Raw genomic sequence first — 17,029 nt, forward strand, 5'->3', positions numbered from 1 at the left:
TCATGGCCACCATCCTGCAAAACCTCCCCATCGGCCAGAAGGTCGGCATCGCCTTCTCGGGCGGCCTGGACACCAGCGCCGCCCTGCTGTGGATGAAGCTCAAGGGCGCCGAACCCTACGCCTACACCGCCAACCTGGGCCAGCCCGACGAGCCCGATTACGACGCCATCCCGCGCAAGGCCATGGAATACGGCGCCAAGCTGGCCCGTCTGATCGACTGCCGCCGCCAGCTGGCGCACGAAGGCATTGCCGCGCTGCAGGCCGGTGCCTTCCACATCACCACAGCCGGTGCCACCTACTTCAACACCACGCCGCTGGGCCGTGCGGTCACCGGCACCATGCTGGTGGCCGCCATGAAGGAAGACGACGTCAACATCTGGGGTGACGGCTCGACCTTCAAGGGCAACGACATCGAGCGTTTCTACCGCTACGGCCTGCTGACCAACCCCTCGCTCAAGATCTACAAGCCCTGGCTGGACCAGCTCTTCATCGACGAACTGGGCGGCCGCGCCGAGATGAGCGCCTTCATGACGCAGCACGGCTTCGGCTACAAGATGAGTGCCGAGAAGGCCTACAGCACCGACTCGAACATGCTGGGCGCCACCCACGAGGCGAAAGACCTGGAGCACCTCAACAGCGGCATGAAGATCGTAAACCCCATCATGGGTGTCGCATTCTGGAAGGACGACGTGGTCGTCAAGCGCGAGGAAGTCTCCGTGCGCTTCGAGGAAGGCCAGCCGGTCGCCCTGAATGGCGTGCAGTTCAGCGACCCGGTGGAACTGATCCTGGAAGCCAACCGCATCGGCGGGCGCCACGGTTTAGGGATGAGCGACCAGATCGAGAACCGCATCATCGAGGCCAAGAGCCGCGGCATCTACGAGGCCCCCGGCCTGGCCCTGCTCCACATCGCCTATGAGCGCCTGGTGACCGGCATCCACAACGAAGACACCATCGAGCAGTACCGCGACAACGGCCGCAAGCTGGGCCGCCTGCTCTACCAGGGCCGCTGGTTCGACCCGCAGGCCATCATGCTGCGCGAAGCCGCCCAGCGCTGGATTGCCCACGCCGTCACCGGCGAAGTCACGCTGGAGCTGCGCCGCGGTAACGACTACTCCATCCTCAACACGGTCAGCCCCAACCTCACCTACGCGCCCGAGCGCCTGAGCATGGAGAAGGTGGAAGACGCGCCCTTCAGCCCGCTGGATCGCATCGGCCAGTTGACCATGCGCAACCTGGACATCACGGACACGCGGGCCAAGCTGGGCATCTATTCCGGGACCGGCTTGTTGTCGGCAGGAGTGGGAGCTGAGTTGCTGTCGATCGGCAAGAGCAAGAAATAGTCTCTTTCCACGCTGGTATCTGGAAGGCCACCTGCGGGTGGCTTTTCTGTTTCCGCTGCGCGCTGTTGCTCGCGTGGCTGGCCGGGTCTCGCCCCGGCGGGCGAGGAACTTTTCTTTGCTTCGCCAAAGCAAAGTACCCAAAAGAAAGGCGAGCCGGGTGCGTCGTCCCTCCGCTACGCTCCGGGCACACTGCGTTGCTCGGCAAGGGCGGGAAGTGCAGAAACTCGCCCTGCGGGCTCAGACATCTGCACTTCTTATTCCGCCCTTGCCTGCGCTACTCGCCTCCGCACACGGCAGAGGGGAACCGGATACCAAAACCAAAGACCACAAGGACGCGCCATGGCGCGTCCTTGTTTGGCTGTTCTGTTCTCGGCTGTTGGCTCCCGGCTGTCCGGATCCCTATGCCGTGTGGCAGGGCTGAGCAGCGCAGCAGCGGGCGGATCAGGGCGGGCGTTGTTTGAGCGCAGCGAGTTTAGCCCGACCCCGCCCGATGCGAGCAGCGCAAGGTACCCCGCAGGGGCCCTGACTTCGGCTGCCCTTCTCTTTGGTGACTTTCTCTTGGGCACGCAAGAGAAAGTTACTGCGCTGTCGGGCGCACATCCCGACAAAGCCACATCAACAAACACATAACGCAGAAAAGAAAAAGCCCGCATGAAAGCGGGCTTCGTCAGGAAGAAGGGAAACGGGGATTAAGCCCGAGCCATCCGCAACTTCATCGAGAACTCCTGCAGCGCGGCAATACCGCTTTCCTCGGCGCGATGGCACCAGGCCTGCAGATTGGCGATCAGTTGCTCGCGCGAGAGCGAGGTGTTCAGCCAGAGCTGGCGCAGTTCTTCGCGCATGGTGACCATCTTGTCCAGCACCGGGGATGCGGCGCGGGCCTGGGCCAGCACGGGCGCCACGGTGGCGGGCACCTTGTCTTCGTCGCGGTGCAGCCAGCGGCTGGCGGCCTTGATGACGGCGGTGTCGGCGCTGCGGGCCTTGAGGGAGGCGACTTCCTGCTGGAAGGCGCGCTGCATGCCGGCGGCGTAGCCGGCCATGATCTCGTAGCGGTTGGCGATCAGGGCCTCGAGGGTCTTGTCGTCGGCCACGGGCTTGATGTCACCCAGGGCCAGCTTCGGTGCGGTCTTCTTGACCTTGGCCAGACCCATGGCGCTCAGGATGCTGATGTAGAGCCAACCGATGTCGAACTCGTAGGGCTTCACGGACAGCTTGGCCGAGGTCGGATAGGTGTGGTGGTTGTTGTGCAACTCCTCACCGCCGATGATGATGCCCCAGGGCGAGATGTTGGTGCTGGCGTCAGGCGCCTCGAAATTGCGATAACCCCAGTAGTGACCGATGCCGTTGATGATGCCGGCGGCGGTGATCGGGATCCAGGCCATCTGCAGGGCCCACACGGCCGCACCAGCGGCGCCGAAGAGGGCCAGGTTGATGATCAGCATCACGCCCACGCCCTGCCAGGAGTAACGGGTGTAGAGGTTGCGCTCGATCCAGTCGTCCGGGGTGCCGTGGCCGTAACGGGCCATGGTTTCCTGGTTCTTGGCTTCGGCACGATACAACTCGGAGCCTTCGAAGAAGACCTTCTTGATGCCGTAGACCTGCGGGCTGTGCGGGTCTTCGGCCTGCTCGCACTTGGCGTGATGCTTGCGGTGGATGGCGGCCCATTCCTTGGTCACCATGCCGGTGGTCAGCCACAGCCAGAAGCGGAAGAAGTGCGAGGGGATGGCGTGCAGATCCAGCGCGCGGTGCGCCTGGTGGCGGTGCAGAAAGATGGTGACGCTGGCAATCGTGATGTGGGTCAAGGCCAGGGCGACCAGGGCAATCTGCCACCAGCTCAGATCCAACAGGCCGTGCGCCAGCCAGTCGATGGCCGCGTTCAGCACAGCCCAGTCAGGTAAGAACATAGAAGTCTCTCAACGTAGTGAATAGGAATAAGCCCCGCCTTAAATAAGCGACCGGGCCTGTGACATGGATTCTAAGGGTTCCACCCTGTTTTGACCATAGTTGGCCAGCTTTAGGCGGAAAACCTTAATTCAAGTCAATTGACTACTTTTTTTGCCAAATTGCGGCAAAGAAGCCGTCTGTTTGATGCAGATGGGGCCAAAGACGCAGGTAACGCAAACCATTCGCACCCCCGCTGCACAGACGCTCGGCGCCGGGCACCTTGAGGTCGGCCAGGATCTGGCCGGCTTCAATCGGCTCGAAATCCGGGTGGGCCGTGCTGAAGGCCTCGGCGATGGCCTCGTTTTCCTGGGGCAGGACGCTGCAGGTGGCATAGACCAGGCGCCCGCCGGGCTTGAGCAGGCGCGCCGCGCTGGCCAGGATGGCGGCCTGCTTGACCGTCATTTCCTCCACAGCCTGCAGGCTCTGGCGCCATTTCAGGTCCGGGTTGCGGCGCAGGGTGCCCAGGCCGGAGCAGGGGGCATCGACCAGCACGCGGTCGATCTTGCCGGCCAGGCGCTTGATGCGCTCGTCACGCTCATGGGCGATGGCGGCCGGGTGCACATTGGACAGGCCGCTGCGTGCCAGTCGGGGCTTGAGGGCTTCGAGCCGGTGGCCCGAGGTGTCGAAGGCATACAGCCGGCCCGTGCTGCGCATGGCCGCGCCGATGGCCAGGGTCTTGCCGCCGGCACCGGCACAGAAGTCCACCACCATCTCGCCACGATGGGCGTCCAGCAGCATGGCCAGCAGTTGTGAGCCCTCGTCCTGCACTTCGATGGCCCCGCGCGTGAAGGCGTCCAGCTTGTTCAGCGCAGGCTTGCCCTCGATGCGCAAACCCCAGGGTGAATACGGCGTGGGCACCGCCTTGATGCCCGCCTCCTTCAATTCCTTCTGCACCGCCTCGCGCTTGGCCAGCTGCGTGTTGACGCGCAAGTCCAGGCCCGCGCCCAGGTTGAGGCTTTCGACCAGAGGCCAGAAGCCTGCGCCCAGCTGGTCTTTCAGCGGTTGCACCAGCCATTCGGGCAGGTTGTGGCGATGCAGATCAAGCAGCTCCTGCGGCTTGACCTGGTCGCAATAGTCCAGCCATTGCTTTTCCTGCTCGGTCAGCACGCTCTTGATGAAGTCACGCGGGCCGTAGAAGCCGAGGATGGCCAGGCGCCGCTCCCGGGGCCCGCTGCCCGAGAGCGCCAGCTTCTCAAACAGCAGCTTCTTGCGCAGCACGGTGTAGACCGTCTCGGCCAGGGTGGCGCGTTCCCGCGGGCCCAGGCCGCGGTGTTCGCGGAAAAAGCGCGACACGATGGCGTCGGCCGGATGGTCGAATTTGAGGGTGAGCCGGACCAGTTCGGTGCAGACGTCCAGCAGGGTTTGAGGGTGCATAGGTCAGAATTGTCCCATGAGCGATAAAGACCTTCCCCCGTTGATCGAAACCCGCCCCGGCCTCTACCGGCATTACAAGAATCTCATGTACGAGGTGCTGGGCACGGCGCGCCACAGCGAAACGCTGGAACCCATGACCCTGTACCGCGCGCTCTACGGCGAGCGCGGCCTGTGGGTGCGGCCGGCCGCCATGTTCAGCGAGGACGTCGTGATCGCCGGCGTCCGCCAGCCGCGCTTCACCTGGGTGGGCGAAGCGGGTTCACCTGCGCCCTGATTGCTACAACTTCTGTAGCAATTCGGCAATCGCCCGCGGGTAGATCTGGTGCTCCTGCGTCAGTACACGAGCCGCCAGCGTGTGCTCGTCGTCCTGCGGCAGCACCGGCACCACGGCTTGCGCCAGGATGGGCCCGTGGTCCAGTTCGGCCGTGACCTGGTGCACGGTGGCGCCGGCGAACTTGCAACCGGCCTCGATGGCGCGGCGGTGCGTGTGCAGGCCCGTGAAGGCCGGCAGCAACGAAGGATGGATATTGAGCAGGCGCCCGGCGTAATGCCCGACAAAACCCGGCGTCAGGATGCGCATGAAACCGGCCAGCACCACCAGCGCAGGCTGGTGGGCGTCGATGGCGGCCATCAGCGCGGCGTCGAAGGCCTCGCGGCTGTCGAAAGCCTTGTGGTCGAGCACGGCGGTGGCGATGCCCTGCTCACGGGCAAAGACCAGGCCCTTGGCATCGGCCTTGTTGCTCAGGACCGCGGCCACGCGCCCGCCCCATCGGTCTTGCCAGTGCTCGCGCCCGGCGGCCTGGACGATGGCTGCCATATTGGAGCCGCCGCCTGAGATCAAAATGACGATGTTCTTCATACCGGCACGAATTATGACCCCGAGCATCCCCACCCCGACCCAGCCATCGACCCTCAGCGCCGTGGAGGCGCGTGTGCTCGGCACCCTGATGGAAAAAGCCCGCACCGTGCCGGACAGCTATCCGCTCACGCTCAACTCGCTGCTGCTGGGCTGCAACCAGAAGACCAGCCGCGAGCCGCTGATGGAACTGGATGAGGCGCAGGTCGCCACCGCACTGGACACCCTCAAGCCGCTCGGGCTGGTGCGCGAAGTCAGCGGCGGGCGCACGGCACGTTATGAGCACAATTTCCAGCGCGCCATCGGCGTGCCGGAGCAATCGGCCGTGCTGCTGGGCCTCTTGATGCTGCGTGGCCCGCAAACCGCGGGCGAGTTGCGGCTCAACACCGAACGCTGGTACAAGTTTGCCGACATCTCCTCCGTGGAAGGGTTCCTGGAGGAACTGCAAGACCGCCCGGCCGAAAAAGGCGGCCCCCTGGTCATCAAGCTGGCCAGGACACCGGGCACGCGTGAGCAACGTTGGGCGCACCTGTTGTGTGGCCCGGTGGACGAGACACAAGCCGGGGCCATGCCGGCTTCCCGCGTCTCAGGTGGCGAGGCCACCGGTAACACCGTGGAGCGGCTGGAACAACTCGAAGCAGAGGTGACACAACTGCGCGCCACCGTCGAGAAACTGTGCGCAGAACTCGGCATGTCACCACTTGGACAGCCGCAAGCGAACGACCGTGCTAAAACCTCAGAAGTTTCAGACTGACGCCCCTTTTGGAGACCCCCATGGATTTGGCATTCACCCCTGAAGAACAAGCATTCCGCGAGGAGATCCGCGCCTGGGTGCGCGCGAACCTCCCGGCCGACATCTCGCACAAGGTGCACAACGCCCTGCAGCTGACGCGTGACGATCACCAGCGCTGGGCCAGGATCCTGGGCAAAAAGGGCTGGCTGGGCTGGGGCTGGCCCAAGCAGTTTGGCGGCCCGGGCTGGAACGCCATCCAGAAGCACCTGTTCGAAGAAGAAAACGCGCTGGCCGGTGCACCACGTGTCATCCCCTTCGGCCCGGTGATGGTGGCCCCGGTCATCATGGCCTTCGGCAGCCCGGAACAGCAGCAGCGCTTCCTGCCCGGCATCGCCAGCGGCGAAGTCTGGTGGAGCCAGGGTTACAGCGAGCCGGGTTCGGGCTCCGATCTCGCCTCGGTGAAGACCCGCGCCGAGCGCAAGGGTGACAAATACATCGTCAACGGCCAAAAGACGTGGACCACCCTGGGCCAGTACGGCGAGTGGATCTTCTGCCTGGTGCGTACCAGCAACGAAGGCAAGCCGCAAACCGGCATCTCCTTCCTGCTGATCGACATGAAGTCCAAGGGCGTCACCGTGCGGCCGATCAAGCTGCTCGACGGCGAGTGCGAGGTCAACGAGGTCTTCTTCGACAACGTCGAGGTGCCGGCCGAGAACCTGATCGGTGAAGAGAACAAGGGCTGGACCTATGCCAAGCACCTGCTCAGCCACGAGCGCACCAACATCGCCGACGTGAACCGTGCCAAGCGCGAACTGGAACGCCTCAAGCGCATCGCGAAGGCCGAAGGGGTCTACGAAGACGTGCGCTTCCGCGACGAGATCGCCAAACTGGAGGTGGACGTGGTGGCGCTGGAAATGCTGGTGCTGCGTGTGCTGTCCGCCGAGAAGTCGGGCAAGAACTCGCTGGACATCGCTGGCCTGCTCAAGATCCGCGGCAGCGAGATCCAGCAGCGCTACGCCGAACTCATGATGCTGGCCGCCGGCCCCTACGCCCTGCCGCTGATCCGCGAGGCGATGGAAGCCGGCTGGCAAGGGAACTACCCGGGCGGCGTGCTGGCCAACGCCCCGCTGGCCTCGACCTATTTCAATATGCGCAAGACCACCATCTACGGTGGTTCCAACGAAGTGCAACGCAACATCGTGGCTCAAACCATCCTCGGCTGAGCACAAGGAGACAGAACATGGATTTCGATTTCACCGACGACCAGCAGCAACTGCGCGACGCCGTGCACAAATGGGTGGAGAAGGGCTACAACTTTGAACGCCGCCGCGGCATCGAGGCCAAGGGCGGTTTCTCGCGCGAGGCCTACACCGAACTGGCCGAACTGGGCCTGTGCGGTCTCTACATCCCCGAAGACGAGGGTGGCCTGGGCATGGGCCCGATCGAGGGCATGGTGGTCATGGAGGAGCTGGGCCGCGGCATCGTGCTGGAACCGCTGGCGCAAAGCCTGATCGCCGGCGCCGTGCTGTCCGGCTACGCGGGTGCGGATCTCAAGAGCAGCTGGCTGCCGCGCATCGCCGGTGGCGAAGCGCTCGTGGTGCTGGCCCAGCAGGAGCGCAAGGCGCGTTATCGCCTGGATGTGTGCGCAGCCACGGCGACACAAGCGGGCAGCGGTTGGACCGTGTCGGGTACCAAGAACATGGTGCCGGCCGGCGACCAGGCCGATGCCTTTCTCGTGCCTGCCATGGCCGGTGGCAAGCTGGCCCTGTACCTGGTCGAGCGCACAGCAAAGGGCGTGAGCACACGCGGTTACGGCACGCAGGATGGCGGCCGCGCCGCCGACGTGGTGCTGGACAAGGCCGCGGCGCAACTCGTCACGGCCGAGGGTCTCACCGCCCTGGAGCACGCGGTGGACATCGGCATCGCGTCGCTGTGCGCCGAAGCCGTGGGCGTGATGGACCAGACCCTGGCCGTGACCCTGGACTACATGAACACGCGCAAGCAGTTCGGCGTGGCGATTGCCAGCTTCCAGGCGCTGCGCCATCGCGCCGCCGACATGAAGATGCAACTGGAACTGGCACGCTCCATGAGCTATTACGCCAGCCTCAAGCTCAACGCCCCGGCCGACGAACGCCGTCGGGCCATGGCGCGCGCCAAGGTCCAGCTGGGACAGTCCATGCGTTTTGTCGGCCAGCAGGCCGTGCAACTGCATGGCGGCATAGGCGTGACCGACGAGTACATCGTCAGCCACTACTTCAAGAAGCTGACGCAGCTGGAGATGACGTATGGCGACAGCCTGCACCAGCTGGGCGAGGTCTCGGCCCGCATGCAGGAAACGGCTGGCGTCTTCGCCTGAAGGTGCGGCCGTCCGTTCGGAACAGGACGGATGGCGCGCTCACAATTTCAGCAGCGCGGCTTCCAGGGCCTTGATGTCCAGCGGCTTGACCAGGTAGCCGCTGGCGCCGGCATCGCGGTAATAGGCCCAGTTGGCTGCCAGGTCATTGCCGCTGACCAGGATGACCGGCAGGGTGGCCTGTCCGCGGGCGCGGCGCTCGCGCAGGCCGGCCAGCGTGGCCAGGCCGTCGTGCACCGGCATGCTCAGGTCCAGCAGCATGAGGTCGAAGGGCAGGCGCTCCAGCATGTCCAGGGCGATCTGGCCGTTGTTGGCCAGCGCGCCGGAATGCCCGAGCTCACGCAACAGACGCGCGGCGATGCGAAGCTGGATCGGATCATCGTCGGTCACCAGGACCCGCAATGGACGCTGGGTTGTCATGGTCGCGGATGGTAGCGGAGGAGCTTGCCAGCGACCTGACGATCCCCGCGGATCAGTTGATCAAGAGGCGCGATGAGCGTGGCACGTGCGCCATGAGGAACTCCATCTGGTCGGCCAGGATACGGCGGTTGCGCAGGATGAAGTCTTCCCAGAGGCTGGGGATGTAGGGAGCGTAGAGCAGGGGCATGCCGGCCTGCTCGGGCGTGCGGCTGCTCTTGCGGTGGTTGCAGGCGCGGCAGGCAGTGACCACGTTCATCCAGTGGTCCTGGCCGTCCTGGGCAAAGGGGATGATGTGCTCGCGGGTGAGCTCGGTCTCGTGGTGGTCGACACCGCAGTAGGCACAGACGTTGCGGTCGCGCGTGAAGAGCTTGCTGTTGGTCAGGCTGGGGCGCAGGTCGAAGGGGTTGATGCTGGGCACGCCCTTGGTGCCGATGATGCTGTTGACCGTGATGACGGACTGCTCACCGGTGATGGCGTTGTGGCCACCATGGAACACGGCGATCTCGCCGCCCGCTTCCCAGCGCACTTCGTCGGCGGCGTAGTGCAACACCGCTTCCTCGAGCGAAATCCAGGACTGGGGCAATCCCTGGGCTGACAGCTTCAAGACCTTCAAAACACGCCTCCTGACCGGTTACGAGAACCATCCAAACGGAACGTTTGCGTCTGCGGTGGCTCCTTGCTACGGAGCCGCCTCGCCATTCGGACACAATATACCCTGTTTTCATGACGAATTGGCGGCAACTGCCTCAGGCGAGGGCCTGGCCCGCTATCAAAAATATATCAACCCCATGAAAGTCTTCCGCGGCTTCAACCACCCCGGCATCGCCCCCGCCTGTGCCCTGACCATCGGCAATTTCGACGGCGTGCACCGAGGCCACCAGGCCATGCTGGCGCTGCTGCGCGGCGAGGCCGCGCAGCGCGGCGTGCCCAGCTGCGCCATGACCTTCGAGCCGCACCCGCGCGACTACTTTGCCGGTGCCACGGGCAACGCCGCCCTGGCCCCGGCCCGCATCGCCACCCTGCGCGACAAGCTGGCCGACCTGCAGCGCTGCGGCATCGACCAGGTGATCGTGCTGCCCTTCGACGCCCGCCTGGCCTCGCTGAGTCCCCAAGCCTTCATCGACGACGTGCTGGTGCGCGGCCTGGGCACACGCTACGTGCTGGTGGGCGACGACTTCCGTTTCGGCGCCAAACGCGCCGGTGACTACGCCCTGCTGGACGCCGCCGGCACCCGGAAAAGCTTCGACGTCGCCCGCATGAACAGCTACGAGGTCCATGGCCTGCGCGTCTCCAGCTCGGCCGTGCGCGCTGCCCTGGCCGAGGGCCGCATGGACGACGCGGCCCGCCTGCTGGGCCACCCGTACCACATCTCCGGCCACGTGCTGCACGGCCGCAAGCTCGGGCGCGAGCTGGGGTTCAAGACCCTGAACCTGCGCTTCACCCACTGGAAACCGGCCGCCAGCGGCATCTTTGCGGTGCTGGTGCACGGCCTGGATGCCCAGCCCCTGCGCGGGGTGGCCAACCTGGGGGTGCGACCCTCGCTGGACCCGACCGACGTGAACGGCGGGCGGGTGCTGCTGGAGACCCATAGTCTGGACTGGCCGGCCGCCTTGGGCGCCGAGGGGGCCTACGGTAAAATCATCCGCGTGGAACTGCTGCACAAACTGCACGACGAACTGAAATACGACAGCCTGGATGCCCTCACGCAAGGCATCACCCGGGACTGCGATGCTGCGCGCGCCTGGTTCGCCCGGCGAATTTGACGGGGCATCACTGGCGCACCTTGCCCCGCGCCTGAATCTGCCCCCGCCGGCCTGCTGCGCGGGCCGCCACGTCTCTCGAAAAGTTTGCCATGACCGACAAAGTTGATTACCGCGCCACGCTGAACCTGCCCGACACCCCCTTCCCCATGCGCGGCGACCTGCCCAAGCGCGAGCCGGGCTGGGTCAAGCAATGGGAAGACCAGGGCCTGTACAAGAAGCTGCGCGACGTGCGCCAGGGCAAGCCCAAATTCATCCTGCACGACGGCCCGCCCTACGCCAACGGCTCGATCCACATCGGCCACGCCGTCAACAAGGTCCTGAAAGACATGATCGTCAAGGCGCGCCAGCTCAAGGGCCTGGACGCTCAGTACATCCCGGGTTGGGACTGCCATGGCCTGCCCATCGAGAACGCCATCGAGAAATTGCACGGCCGCAACCTGCCACGCGACGAGATGCAGGCCAAGAGCCGCGCCTTTGCCACCGAGCAGATCGCAGGCCAGATGGCCGACTTTAAGCGCCTGGGTGTGCTGGGCCAGTGGGACAACCCGTACAAGACGATGAACTTCGTCAACGAGGCCGCCGAGATCCGCGCCTTCAAGCGCGTGATGGAGCGCGGTTTCGTCTACCGCGGCCTCAAGCCCGTCTACTGGTGCTTTGACTGCGGCTCGTCACTGGCCGAGTTCGAGATCGAATACCAGGACAAGAAGAGCAGCACGCTGGACGTGGGCTTCGAGTGCGCCGAGCCCGAGAAACTGGCGGCCGCCTTCGGCCTGGGCAAGCTGGAGCAGCCGGCCTATGCCGTGATCTGGACCACCACCGCCTGGACCATCCCCGCCAACCAGGCGCTCAACCTCAACCCCGAGCTGGAGTACGCGCTGGTGCAGACCGAACGCGGCCTGCTGGTGCTGGCGGCCGTGCTGGTCGAGAAATGCATGGAGCGGTTCAAGCTCAGCGGCAAGGTGCTGGCCACCACCGTGGGCAAGAAGCTGGGCCTGATCAACTTCAAGCATCCGCTCTACGACGTGGATGCTGGCTACCGTCGCCTCAGCCCCATCTACCTGGCCGACTACGCCACCGCCGACGACGGCACGGGTATCGTGCACTCGGCACCCGCCTACGGCGTGGACGACTTCAACAGCTGTGTGTCGCACGGCCTGAAGTACGACGATATCCTCAACCCCGTGCAGGGCAACGGTGCCTACGCCGCGGACTTCCCGCTCTTCGGCGGCCTGCACATCTGGAAGGCCGTGCCGGTGGCGCTCGAAGCACTGAAGAACGCTGGCCGTCTGTTCGCCACGCAGGACATCACGCACAGCTATCCGCACTGCTGGCGCCACAAGACGCCGGTGATCTACCGCGCCGCGGCCCAGTGGTTCGTGCGCATGGACGAAGGCACGGGCATCTTCACCAAGGACAAGGCGCCGCAGACCCTGCGCCAGATGGCCCTGGCCGCCATCGACGACACCCGCTTCTACCCCGAGAACGGCCGTACCCGACTGCGCGACATGATCGCCAACCGGCCCGACTGGTGCATCTCGCGCCAGCGCAGCTGGGGCGTGCCCCTGCCCTTCCTGCTCGACGTGGACAGCGGCGAGCCGCACCCGCGCACGCCCGAGATCATCGACCTCGCCGCGCAAGTCGTGGAGCAGGGCGGCATCGAAGCCTGGAGCAAGCTCTCCACCGCCGAGATCCTGCAGCGCATCGGTGACAAGAGCAACGCCGCGCAGTGGAGCAAGAGCACCGACATCCTGGAAGTGTGGTTCGACTCCGGCACCACCCACACCACCGTACTCAAGACCTCGCACCCGGGCGCCGGCCACGAAAGCGGCCCGGAAGCCGACCTCTATCTCGAAGGCCACGACCAGCACCGCGGCTGGTTTCACAGCTCGCTGCTCACGGCCTGCGCCATGTACGGCCGCGCGCCCTACCGCGGCCTGCTGACCCACGGCTTCACCGTGGACGGCCAGGGCCGCAAGATGAGCAAGAGCGTGGGCAACGTTGTGGCCCCGCAGCAGGTCAGCGAGAAGATGGGTGCCGAGATCATCCGCCTGTGGTGCGCCGCCACCGATTACTCGGGTGACCTGGGCATCGACGACAAGATCCTGGCGCGCGTGGTGGACACCTACCGCCGCATCCGCAACACCTTGAAATTCCTGCTGGCCAACGTGAGCGACTTCGATCCGAAAAAGGACGCCGTGCCGCTGGACCAGCTGCTGGAGATCGACCGCTACGCACTGAGCCGGGCCGCTGAGCTGCAGGCCGAGATCCTGGCGCACTACGAGGTCTACGAATTCCACCCGGTGGTCGCCAAGCTGCAGGTCTATTGCAGCGAAGACCTGGGCGCCTTCTACCTGGACGTGCTCAAGGACCGCCTCTACACCACGGCCCCGAAGTCGCTGGCACGCCGCAGCGCCCAGACCGCGCTGTACCAGATCACCCAGGCCATGCTGCGCTGGATGGCGCCCTTCCTCAGCTTCACGGCCGAGGAAGCGTGGAAGGTGGCCGGCTCGTCCGAATCGATCTTCATGGAGACCTATGTCGAACTGGGCCAGCCCGACGCCGCACTGCTCGCCAAGTGGACCCGCATCCGCGAGATCCGCGACGCGGTGAACAAGGACATCGAAGCGCTGCGCGCCGAGGGCAAGGTCGGCGCCTCGCTGCAGGCCACCGTGACCCTGGCAGCCGAGCCGGCCGACCACGCGCTGCTGGCCAGCCTGGGCGAGGACCTGAAGTTCGTCTTCATCACCTCGGCCGTGACGCTGCAGCCCGGCAGTGCGCTGACCGTACAGGTCGCCCCCAGCACCGCGCAGAAATGCGAGCGCTGCTGGCACTACCGCGAGGACGTCGGCGCGGACGCCGCCCATCCCACCCTGTGCGGCCGCTGCACCAGCAACCTGTATGGCGCCGGTGAAAGCCGGAAGGTCGCCTGATGGGCCGCGCCATCAAATCGGCCGGCCTGCTGCAGTGGCTGGGCCTGGCCTTGCTGATCCTGGTGGTGGACCAGATCACCAAGGTGCTGATCCTGGTCTATTACCACCCGGGCGAGGTCACCGTGCTGACCGATTTCCTGAACATCGTGCGCGTGCACAACCGCGGCGCGGCCTTCTCCTTCCTCGCCGGCGCCGACGGCTGGCAGCGCTGGTTCTTCGTGGGCATCGGCGTGGCGTCGGCGCTGTTCATCATCTACATGCTGCGCACCCATGCCGGCCAGCGCCTGTTCTGCTTTGCGCTGACCTGCATCCTGGGCGGCGCCATCGGCAATGTAGTGGACCGCCTGCTCCACGGTTATGTGGTGGACATGGTGGACTTCCACGTCGGCCGCTGGCACTTCCCGGCCTTCAACGTGGCTGACAGCGCCATCACCCTGGGTGTGATCTTCCTGCTGCTCGACGAGCTCTTGCGGGTACGGCGCTCGCGCGCCTGAGTCCACCGGCCTGACACTCTGACCATGAACACTTCAGCGGTCCACGGTGTCAGGCGCAGCAATCTGGGCCGCCTCAACGAGATCGCCGGTGTGCTGGTGCGCCACGGCCTGGGCGAACTGGTGCGCCGCTGGGGCTTGGCCGATGTGCTGGAAAAGGCCGGTCACCGCCTGCACTGGGACCACGCCGCCGATCTGGCCCACCTCTCCCCCCCCGTGCAGCTGCGCCAGGCCCTGGAGGAACTGGGCCCCACCTTTGTGAAACTCGGCCAGATCCTGGCCGGCCGGGCCGACATGTTCGGCCCCGAGTGGATCGCCGAATTCGAGAAACTGCACAGCCATGTGCCGGCCCTGCCGTTGGACGCGCTGCGTGCACAACTGCGCGAAGACCTGGGCGACGAGCCCGAGGCCGTGTTCGCCCGCTTCGACCCCGAGCCGCTGGCGGCCGCCTCCATCGCCCAGGTGCACCGCGCGCGGCTGGCCGACGGCAGTGAGGTCATCGTCAAGATCCGCCGCCCCGGCATCCGCGAAGTGATCGAGGCCGACCTGCGCCTGCTCGACCGCCTGGCCGCGCTGGCTGAAATCGAATTGCCGGCGCTTGCCCCCTACCGCCCGCGCCAGCTGCTGCGCGAGTTCGGCCGCTCACTGCAGCGCGAACTGGATCTGGCCAGCGAATGCCGCCATGCCGAGCGCCTGGCCCGCAACATGGCGACCCTGCCCTTCGTGCAGATCCCCCACATCCACTGGGCCTGGACCCGCGAGCGCGTCAATGTGCAGGACTACGTGGAGGGCATCGCCGGCCACGACCTGGCCCGGCTCGACGCCACCGGGCTGGACCGCCGGCTGCTCGCCCGGCGTGGTGCCCAGGCCGTGCTCAAGATGATCGTGGAAGACGGCTTCTTCCACGCCGATCCGCACCCCGGCAATGTCTTCTACCTGCCGGACAACCGGCTGGCCTTCATCGATTTCGGCATGGTGGGCCACCTCTCCATGCGCCGGCGCCAGCAGCTGCTCAAGCTGCTGCTGGGCCTGGTGCAACGCGAGCCGCAAACGGTGGTGGACGTGCTGCTGGATTGGACACGCGACGGCCAGACCGTGCCGGTGGAACGGCTGGAAAGCGATATCGAAGCCTTCCTCGACCAGTACCACGGCACCCCGCTGGCCGAGCTGAGCCTGGGCCGCATGCTGGTGGACGTGACAGCCATCCTGCGCGAAAACCACCTCGCCCTGCCCGCCGACCTGGCCCTGCTGATCAAGGCTTTCATCACGCTGGAGGGCCTGGGCCGTGGCCTGGACCCGGACTTCAACATGGCCGGCGAGGCCCTGCCCCTGCTGCAGCAGGTGGTGCGCGCGCGCTATCGGCCCCGGGCGATGGCGGGGCGCGTCTGGGGTTCCTGGCTGCGCCTGATGGAAGTGGCCGAGCAGTTGCCACAGGACCTCTCGCATCTCCTGCGCCGCGCGCGCCAGGGACGCATGGGGCTGGACATCGAGAGCCGCTCGCTGCGCCACGTGGGCAAGCAGCTCGACCGCGCGGCCAACCGGCTCTCGCTGGCGCTGATCATTGCGGCGCTCATCATCGGCTCCTCCATCGTCATGACGGTGGGCGGCGGCCCCACCCTGCTGGGCCTGCCGGCCTTCGGCCTGCTGGGTTTCCTGGGCGCGGGCATCGGCGCGCTCTGGCTGGGCCGGGCCATCTGGCGCAGCCACCGGCACGAGGACGACGAGCTCTAGCGCTGCTTACAACGTCAGGATGGTGCTGCCCGTGGTCTTGCGGGCTTCCAGGTCGCGGTGCGCCTGCTGCACCTGCTCCAGCGGGTAGCGCTGCGCGATGTTGATCTTCACCTTGCCGCTGCCCACCATGGCGAACAGGTCGTCGGCCATGGCCTGCGTGCTCTCGCGCGTGGCGATGTGGGTGAACAGGGTCTGGCGCGTCACGTAGATCGAGCCCTTGGCCGCCAGGCTGCCCGGCGCAAAGGGCGGCACCACGCCCGAGGAATTGCCGAAGCTGGCCATCAGGCCGAAGGGGCGCAGGCAGTCCAGCGACTTGTCCCAGGTGTCCTTGCCGACCGAGTCGTACACCACCTTCACGCCCTTGCCGCCGGTGATCTCCTTCACGCGCGCCTGGAAGTCCTCGGTCGCGTAGTTGATCACGTGCGCCGCGCCGTTGGCCCGGGCAAGTTCGCACTTGGCGTCCGAACCGGCGGTGCCGATCAGCTGCAGGCCCAGGGCGCGGGCCCACTGGCAGGCGATCAGGCCCACGCCGCCGGCAGCCGCATGGAAGAGGATGTGATCGCCGGGCTGCAAGCCCTCGACCGGGCGTGTCTTGTTCAGCAGGTACTGCACGGTCAGGCCCTTGAGCATCATGGCCGCGCCGGTCTCGAAGTCGATGTTGTCGGGCAATTTGCAGACGCACTTGGCCGGCATCACGCGCAGTTCGCAATAGGCGCCGGGCGGCTGGCTGGCATAGGCGGCGCGGTCGCCCACCCTCAGGTGCGTCACGCCCTCGCCCACCGCCTCGACGATGCCCGAGGCCTCCATGCCCAGCTGCAGCGGCATGGGCAGCTGATAGACGCCGGTACGCTGGTAGACGTCGAGGAAGTTCAGGCCGCAGGCCTTGTGGCGGATGCGGATCTCGCCGGGGCCGGGTTCGCCCACCATCACCTCGGCGATCTTCATTTCTTCGGGGCCACCGTGCTGATTGATGCGCACCGCGCGGGATTTGAACTGGCTCATGTCTGTCTCCTTGTGTTGCGCAAAATTCTACGTGAGCATACGACTGCCCGCCGGCAGCAGGGCCAAACGACCTGGGCGACAGCGCCCCGGCC

15 protein-coding genes are annotated in these 17,029 nt (G+C 65.9%); 9 read left to right on the top strand and 6 right to left on the bottom strand.

Going from position 1 to position 17,029, the window contains the following annotated elements:
• Positions 1-2 precede the first annotated feature (2 nt).
• Positions 3-1,340: an argininosuccinate synthase gene (gene argG, locus AO057_RS16520; RefSeq protein ID WP_057676972.1), complete on the top strand. Its 1,338-nt coding sequence runs from the start codon at positions 3-5 to the stop codon at positions 1,338-1,340.
• Positions 1,341-2,029: 689 nt separating this feature from the next.
• On the opposite strand, the gene AO057_RS16525 is transcribed toward argG, so the two are convergent.
• Both AO057_RS16525 and AO057_RS16530 read right to left on the bottom strand, forming a co-directional pair.
• Complete coding sequence (locus AO057_RS16525) at positions 2,030-3,244, bottom strand: DesA family fatty acid desaturase (RefSeq protein WP_057676973.1); 1,215 nt, start codon at positions 3,242-3,244, stop codon at positions 2,030-2,032.
• Positions 3,245-3,386: 142 nt separating this feature from the next.
• Complete coding sequence (locus AO057_RS16530; protein WP_057676974.1) at positions 3,387-4,658, bottom strand: RsmB/NOP family class I SAM-dependent RNA methyltransferase; 1,272 nt, start codon at positions 4,656-4,658, stop codon at positions 3,387-3,389.
• Positions 4,659-4,674: 16 nt separating this feature from the next.
• Here AO057_RS16530 and AO057_RS16535 point away from each other — a divergent pair, with 16 nt between their 5' ends.
• A complete protein-coding gene (locus tag AO057_RS16535; RefSeq protein ID WP_057676975.1) occupies positions 4,675-4,932 on the top strand; it encodes a DUF1653 domain-containing protein in 258 nt (85 codons plus the stop codon).
• Positions 4,933-4,935: 3 nt separating this feature from the next.
• Here the strand turns inward: AO057_RS16535 and purN are convergent, their stop codons facing one another.
• Positions 4,936-5,517 carry a phosphoribosylglycinamide formyltransferase gene (gene purN, locus AO057_RS16540; protein WP_057676976.1) on the bottom strand — a complete coding sequence of 194 codons (582 nt, stop codon included), beginning with the start codon at positions 5,515-5,517 and terminating at the stop codon, positions 4,936-4,938.
• Positions 5,518-5,542: 25 nt separating this feature from the next.
• Here purN and AO057_RS16545 point away from each other — a divergent pair, with 25 nt between their 5' ends.
• Genes AO057_RS16545 through AO057_RS16555 form a run of 3 tightly spaced genes read left to right on the top strand, consistent with a single transcriptional unit; the run spans position 5,543 to position 8,603 of the window.
• Entirely contained in the window at positions 5,543-6,268 is a 726-nt protein-coding gene (locus tag AO057_RS16545; protein WP_371258284.1) for a YceH family protein, read from the top strand.
• A gap of 20 nt (positions 6,269-6,288) precedes the next feature.
• Positions 6,289-7,470 carry an acyl-CoA dehydrogenase family protein gene (locus tag AO057_RS16550; RefSeq protein WP_057676978.1) on the top strand — a complete coding sequence of 394 codons (1,182 nt, stop codon included), beginning with the start codon at positions 6,289-6,291 and terminating at the stop codon, positions 7,468-7,470.
• A 17-nt stretch (positions 7,471-7,487) separates the two neighbouring features.
• Positions 7,488-8,603, top strand: a complete 1,116-nt coding sequence (locus AO057_RS16555; protein WP_057676979.1) for an acyl-CoA dehydrogenase family protein — start codon at positions 7,488-7,490, stop codon at positions 8,601-8,603.
• Positions 8,604-8,642: 39 nt separating this feature from the next.
• On the opposite strand, the gene AO057_RS16560 is transcribed toward AO057_RS16555, so the two are convergent.
• Together AO057_RS16560 and AO057_RS16565 are read right to left on the bottom strand one after the other, a co-directional pair.
• On the bottom strand, positions 8,643-9,020 hold the full coding sequence (locus AO057_RS16560; RefSeq protein WP_082605601.1) for a response regulator: 378 nt from the start codon (positions 9,018-9,020) through the stop codon (positions 8,643-8,645).
• A gap of 52 nt (positions 9,021-9,072) precedes the next feature.
• Positions 9,073-9,633: an HNH endonuclease gene (locus AO057_RS16565; protein ID WP_057676981.1), complete on the bottom strand. Its 561-nt coding sequence runs from the start codon at positions 9,631-9,633 to the stop codon at positions 9,073-9,075.
• 175 nt (positions 9,634-9,808) lie between these two features.
• Here AO057_RS16565 and AO057_RS16570 point away from each other — a divergent pair, with 175 nt between their 5' ends.
• The 4 genes from AO057_RS16570 to AO057_RS16585 all read left to right on the top strand — a co-directional run bounded on the left by AO057_RS16570 (position 9,809) and on the right by AO057_RS16585 (position 15,935).
• Entirely contained in the window at positions 9,809-10,783 is a 975-nt protein-coding gene (locus AO057_RS16570) for a bifunctional riboflavin kinase/FAD synthetase (RefSeq protein WP_057676982.1), read from the top strand.
• 89 nt (positions 10,784-10,872) lie between these two features.
• Complete coding sequence (ileS, locus tag AO057_RS16575; protein WP_057676983.1) at positions 10,873-13,713, top strand: isoleucine--tRNA ligase; 2,841 nt, start codon at positions 10,873-10,875, stop codon at positions 13,711-13,713.
• Positions 13,713-14,207, top strand: coding sequence for a signal peptidase II (gene lspA, locus AO057_RS16580; protein ID WP_057676984.1), 495 nt, complete (start codon positions 13,713-13,715; stop codon positions 14,205-14,207). Before ileS ends, lspA begins: the two co-directional genes overlap by 1 nt.
• Before the next feature lie 24 nt (positions 14,208-14,231).
• Positions 14,232-15,935 (top strand): ABC1 kinase family protein, encoded by a 1,704-nt coding sequence (locus AO057_RS16585; RefSeq protein ID WP_057676985.1) that lies wholly within the window; start codon positions 14,232-14,234, stop codon positions 15,933-15,935.
• A gap of 6 nt (positions 15,936-15,941) precedes the next feature.
• Here AO057_RS16585 and AO057_RS16590 read toward each other — a convergent pair whose 3' ends face one another.
• Positions 15,942-16,937: a quinone oxidoreductase family protein gene (locus AO057_RS16590; protein WP_057676986.1), complete on the bottom strand. Its 996-nt coding sequence runs from the start codon at positions 16,935-16,937 to the stop codon at positions 15,942-15,944.
• Between the last annotated feature and the right edge of the window lie 92 nt (positions 16,938-17,029).

This window comes from Curvibacter sp. PAE-UM (assembly GCF_001432305.1).
Taxonomy (GTDB): Bacteria; Pseudomonadota; Gammaproteobacteria; order Burkholderiales; family Burkholderiaceae_C; genus Hylemonella.